This window comes from Cellulomonas massiliensis JC225, assembly GCF_000312005.1.
Lineage (GTDB): Bacteria > Actinomycetota > Actinomycetes > Actinomycetales > Cellulomonadaceae > Cellulomonas > Cellulomonas massiliensis.
The window spans coordinates 1,583,634-1,587,347 of the sequence record NZ_HE978588.1 but is presented as its reverse complement, the minus strand read 5'-3'; the positions used below and the strand labels follow the sequence as shown (position 1 = coordinate 1,587,347).

General features: G+C 75.4%; 3 protein-coding genes. All 3 read right to left on the bottom strand.

The window, feature by feature from the left end; all coding sequences use genetic code 11:
- Positions 1-149 precede the first annotated feature (149 nt).
- A complete protein-coding gene (ccsB, locus tag HGCM_RS07560; RefSeq protein WP_019136246.1) occupies positions 150-1,202 on the bottom strand; it encodes a c-type cytochrome biogenesis protein CcsB in 1,053 nt (350 codons plus the stop codon).
- Positions 1,199-3,031, bottom strand: coding sequence for a cytochrome c biogenesis protein ResB (gene resB, locus HGCM_RS07555; protein WP_246119443.1), 1,833 nt, complete (start codon positions 3,029-3,031; stop codon positions 1,199-1,201). The genes ccsB and resB overlap by 4 nt, the downstream gene beginning before the upstream one ends.
- 1 nt (position 3,032) lies before the next feature.
- Positions 3,033-3,714 (bottom strand): cytochrome c biogenesis CcdA family protein (locus HGCM_RS17455; RefSeq protein WP_147573099.1); only part of this gene is annotated, 682 nt, incomplete at its 5' end.

The following is a 3,714-nucleotide window of genomic DNA, read 5'->3' as shown; positions in this document are numbered from 1 at the left end:
CACCCGCCCGGTCGCACCGGACGACGACCCCGAGTTCCTCTGGCGCCTGGAGCAGGAGCGGCGCCGCCGGGACGGCGGCGCCACGGACGACGCACCGCCGCCCTCCGCACCCTGACGCACGGGCCCGCCGCCTCCGCGGCGGGCTCGCGTCACTTCAGGCCGGAGTAGGAGTGCAGGCCGGAGAAGAACAGGTTCACGACCGTGAAGTTGGCGATCACGGTCGCGTAGCCCGCGAACACGAAGTACGCCGCGCGCCGGCCGCTCCAGCCGCGGGTCGTGCGCGCGTGCAGGTAGGCGGCGTAGACCACCCAGGCCACGAACGTGCCGACCTCCTTGGGGTCCCAGCCCCAGTAGCGGCCCCAGGCGTGCTCGGCCCAGATCGCGCCGCCGATGAGCGTGAGCGTCCAGAGCACGAAGCCGATGGCGTTGAGCCGGAAGGACAGCGCCTCGAGGCGACGGGCGTCGGGCACCTGCTCGAGCCAGGCGAACCGCGGGCCGGTGACCGACCAGCCCTGCAGCGCGCGGCGCAGCCCGTCGGCCGACCGCCACGGGTGGTCGAGGTGCGAGTGGCCGTGCTCGCGGCCGTCGGCGAGCACCTGGAGCACGGACGTGGCGAAGGCGACCGTGAAGATGCCCGTCGCGACGATCGCGACGCCCACGTGGATGACGAGCCAGTAGTTCTGCAGCGCCGGCGGCAGCGCGTCCGCCTGGACGTAGAAGCGGTTGAGCCCGAGCACCAGGGCCAGCACGGCGATGCCGGTGACGACGACGCCCACGAAGGCGATGGGCCGGCGGCGCTGCACGATCGCCAGGACGAGCGTCGCGACGAACGCGCCGACGAGCGTGAACTCGTACATGTTGGCGGTGGGCCAGCGACCGGCCGCGACGCCGCGCAGCACGATGGCGACGAACAGCAGCACGACGCCGAGGTAGGTCGTGGAGCGCGCGATGCCCGCCGCGCGACTGGAGCCTCCCGCCGCCGCGGCGGTCGCGTCGCCGGGCACGTCCGCCGGGGGCTCCGCCACGCTCGTCGCCTGGCCGCCGCCGACCACGGCCGCCTCGCGCACCGGCGCCGCGACCGGCCGGCGCTTCTGCGCACGGTCGACGACGCGCGCGAGGTCGACGGTGTAGGCGACCAGCGCGATCGTGAAGCAGGTGGTCGCCGCCCACACGAGCAGCGTGCTGAGGTTGCCGGTGGTCATGCGGGTTCTCCGGGCTCGTCGTCGAGGGTGCTGGGGTGCGCCGGGCGGGAGGCCGTGGCGCCGGTCGGGTCAGCGGGTCGGTCGGGTGGAGCGGGTCGATCAGGTCCAGCGGGCGCCGTCCCCCGGCGGGCCCGGGCGAGCGTGTCCCGCAGGACCCGCTCGAGCTCGGGCGCGAGCCCGACGTCGTCGCCCCGGGCGAGGCCCGCGGCGCTCACCACTGTACGGCCGTCCTCGCCGCCGGGTGCGGCCCGGACCCACAGCCGACGGCGCGGGGCGAACAGCGAGGCCGCCAGCCCGGTGAGGGCCGTCAGGGCGAAGACGAGGACGAAGCCGAGCGCGGGGTCGTGGCGCAGGTCGAGCGCGACGTAGCGCGGCGTGCCCTGCCAGGTGAGGGCGCCGAGCCCGTCGGGCAGCTGGACGGTCTCGCCCGGGCGCACGTAGAGCGTCACCGGCCGGCCGTCGTCGTCCGTGGCCTGCGTCATGCGGGACTCGTCGAGCTGGTACACGTTCTGCGGGACGCCCGTGTCGAGGCCGAGGTTGCCCTCCCACACCGAGAGCACGAGCAGCGGGTCGTCGAGCTCCGGCGCGACCGAGCGGAACAGCTCGGGCCCGACCTGCTGCGACGACGGCAGCAGGTACCCGACGATGCCGATCTGCTCCTGGCCGCCGGACACGTCGGGCACCTTGACGACGCCGCGCGAGGTGTAGACCTCGTCCTGCGGCAGGAACGGCACGGGACCGGCGAACGCGACCTCGCCCGCCGCGTCCGTGACCGTCAGGTCGGGCGCGTACCCGTTGCCCTGCAGGTACACCTTGGCGCCGCCCGCCGACAGCGGGTGGTTCACCTTGATCGTCTCGGCGCGCGCCTGCTCCCCCGGCTCGGTGAGCGTCACGTGCGCGGTGAAGTCGCGCGCCTGCAGCGTCTCGGGGTCGAACCGCGAGTCGAACCGGTCGAGGGTCATCGTGAACGGCACGAGCGTGTCGTCCCGGAACCCGCTGCCGCGCTCGAAGGTGTCGTAGTCGACCTGCGCGTTGGCGAAGCCGCGGCCCTGCACGACGATCGCCTGCCCCCGGTAGTGCAGCAGCTGGCCGGTGGCCACCGAGATGAGCAGGCCCACGAGGGCCAGGTGGAACACCAGGTTCCCCGTCTCGCGCAGGTAGCCGCGCTCGCCCGACGCCGACCAGGTGCCCCCGCCCTCGTCGTGCACGTCCACCCGGTAGGTGCGCCCGAACGGCAGCCAGGACGGGCCGCGGCGCATCGACGCGGCCGCCGCCTCGACGACGGCGCGCGGGCTCGCGGCCGACGTGCCCTGCCCCTGCGCGGGGAACCGGCCGAACCGGCGCGGCGTGCGCGGCGGACGGCCGCGCAGGGCGCGCCAGTGCTGCCTGCTGCGCGGCAGGATGCAGCCGACGAGCGAGACGAACAGCAGCAGGTAGACGGCCGCGAACCAGACCGACGCGTACACGTCGAACATCTGCACGCGGTCGAGCCACGGACCCACGCCGGGGTGGTCCTCGAGGTACTGCGCGACCTTCGCGGGGTCCTGCGCGCGCTGCGGGAAGACGGAGCCCGGCACCGCGGCGACGGCGAGCAGCATGAGCAGGAGCAGGGCCACGCGCATGCTCGTGAGCTGGCGCCAGGCCCACCGCAGCCAGCCGACGGGGCCGAGGGTCGGCAGGCTCGCCGGCTCGGTGGCGGCGTCGTGCGCGGCCCCGCGGTCGGCCGCCTCCGCGGCGCCGTCGGAGAACGCGTCGTCGAGCCCCTCGGGCCGGTAGCCGCGCCCGGGCGCACCGGTGCGCACCGTCTCGTCCCGCACGTCGTCGCTCACGTCACACCACCGGCACGAAGGGGTCGGAGCCGGTGAGCACGCCCTGCAGCCACTGGGCCCACGACGACCACACGCCCGTGACGAGGGCCAGTCCGAGCACGACGAGCAGCGCGCCGCCGACCCGCATGACGGCGAGCCGGTGCCGCCGCAGGAAGGCCAGCATCCGCGTGCTCGACTCGAGCCCGAGGGCGACGAGCACGAACGGCAGGCCGAGGCCGACGCAGAACGCGACGCCGAGCACGACGCCGCGCGCGGGCGAGCCGCCGTCGAGCGAGAGCGTGAGGATCGCGGCGAGCGTCGGGCCGATGCACGGCACCCAGCCGAGGCCGAACGTCATGCCGAGCAGCGGCGCGCCCCACAGGCCCGCCCGCGGCGCGAGGTGCACCCGTCGCTCCTGCTGCAGGAACGGGATCCACCCGAGGAAGCCGAGGCCCAGGAGCACGACGACGACGCCGAGCACGCGCGTGACCGGGTCCTGCCAGCGCACCAGCGCGCCGCCGAGGGTGCCGGCGAGCAGCGAGAACGCGACGAAGACGACCGTGAACCCCAGCACGAACAGCGTCACGCCGAGCAGCACCTGGCGCCGCGCGGGGGGCGCCGGCCGCTCGTCGGCGGGCGCCGGCGGGGCCCCCACCACGCCGGGCAGCACCCCGACGCCGACGACGGCGGACGCCCGTCGCGGC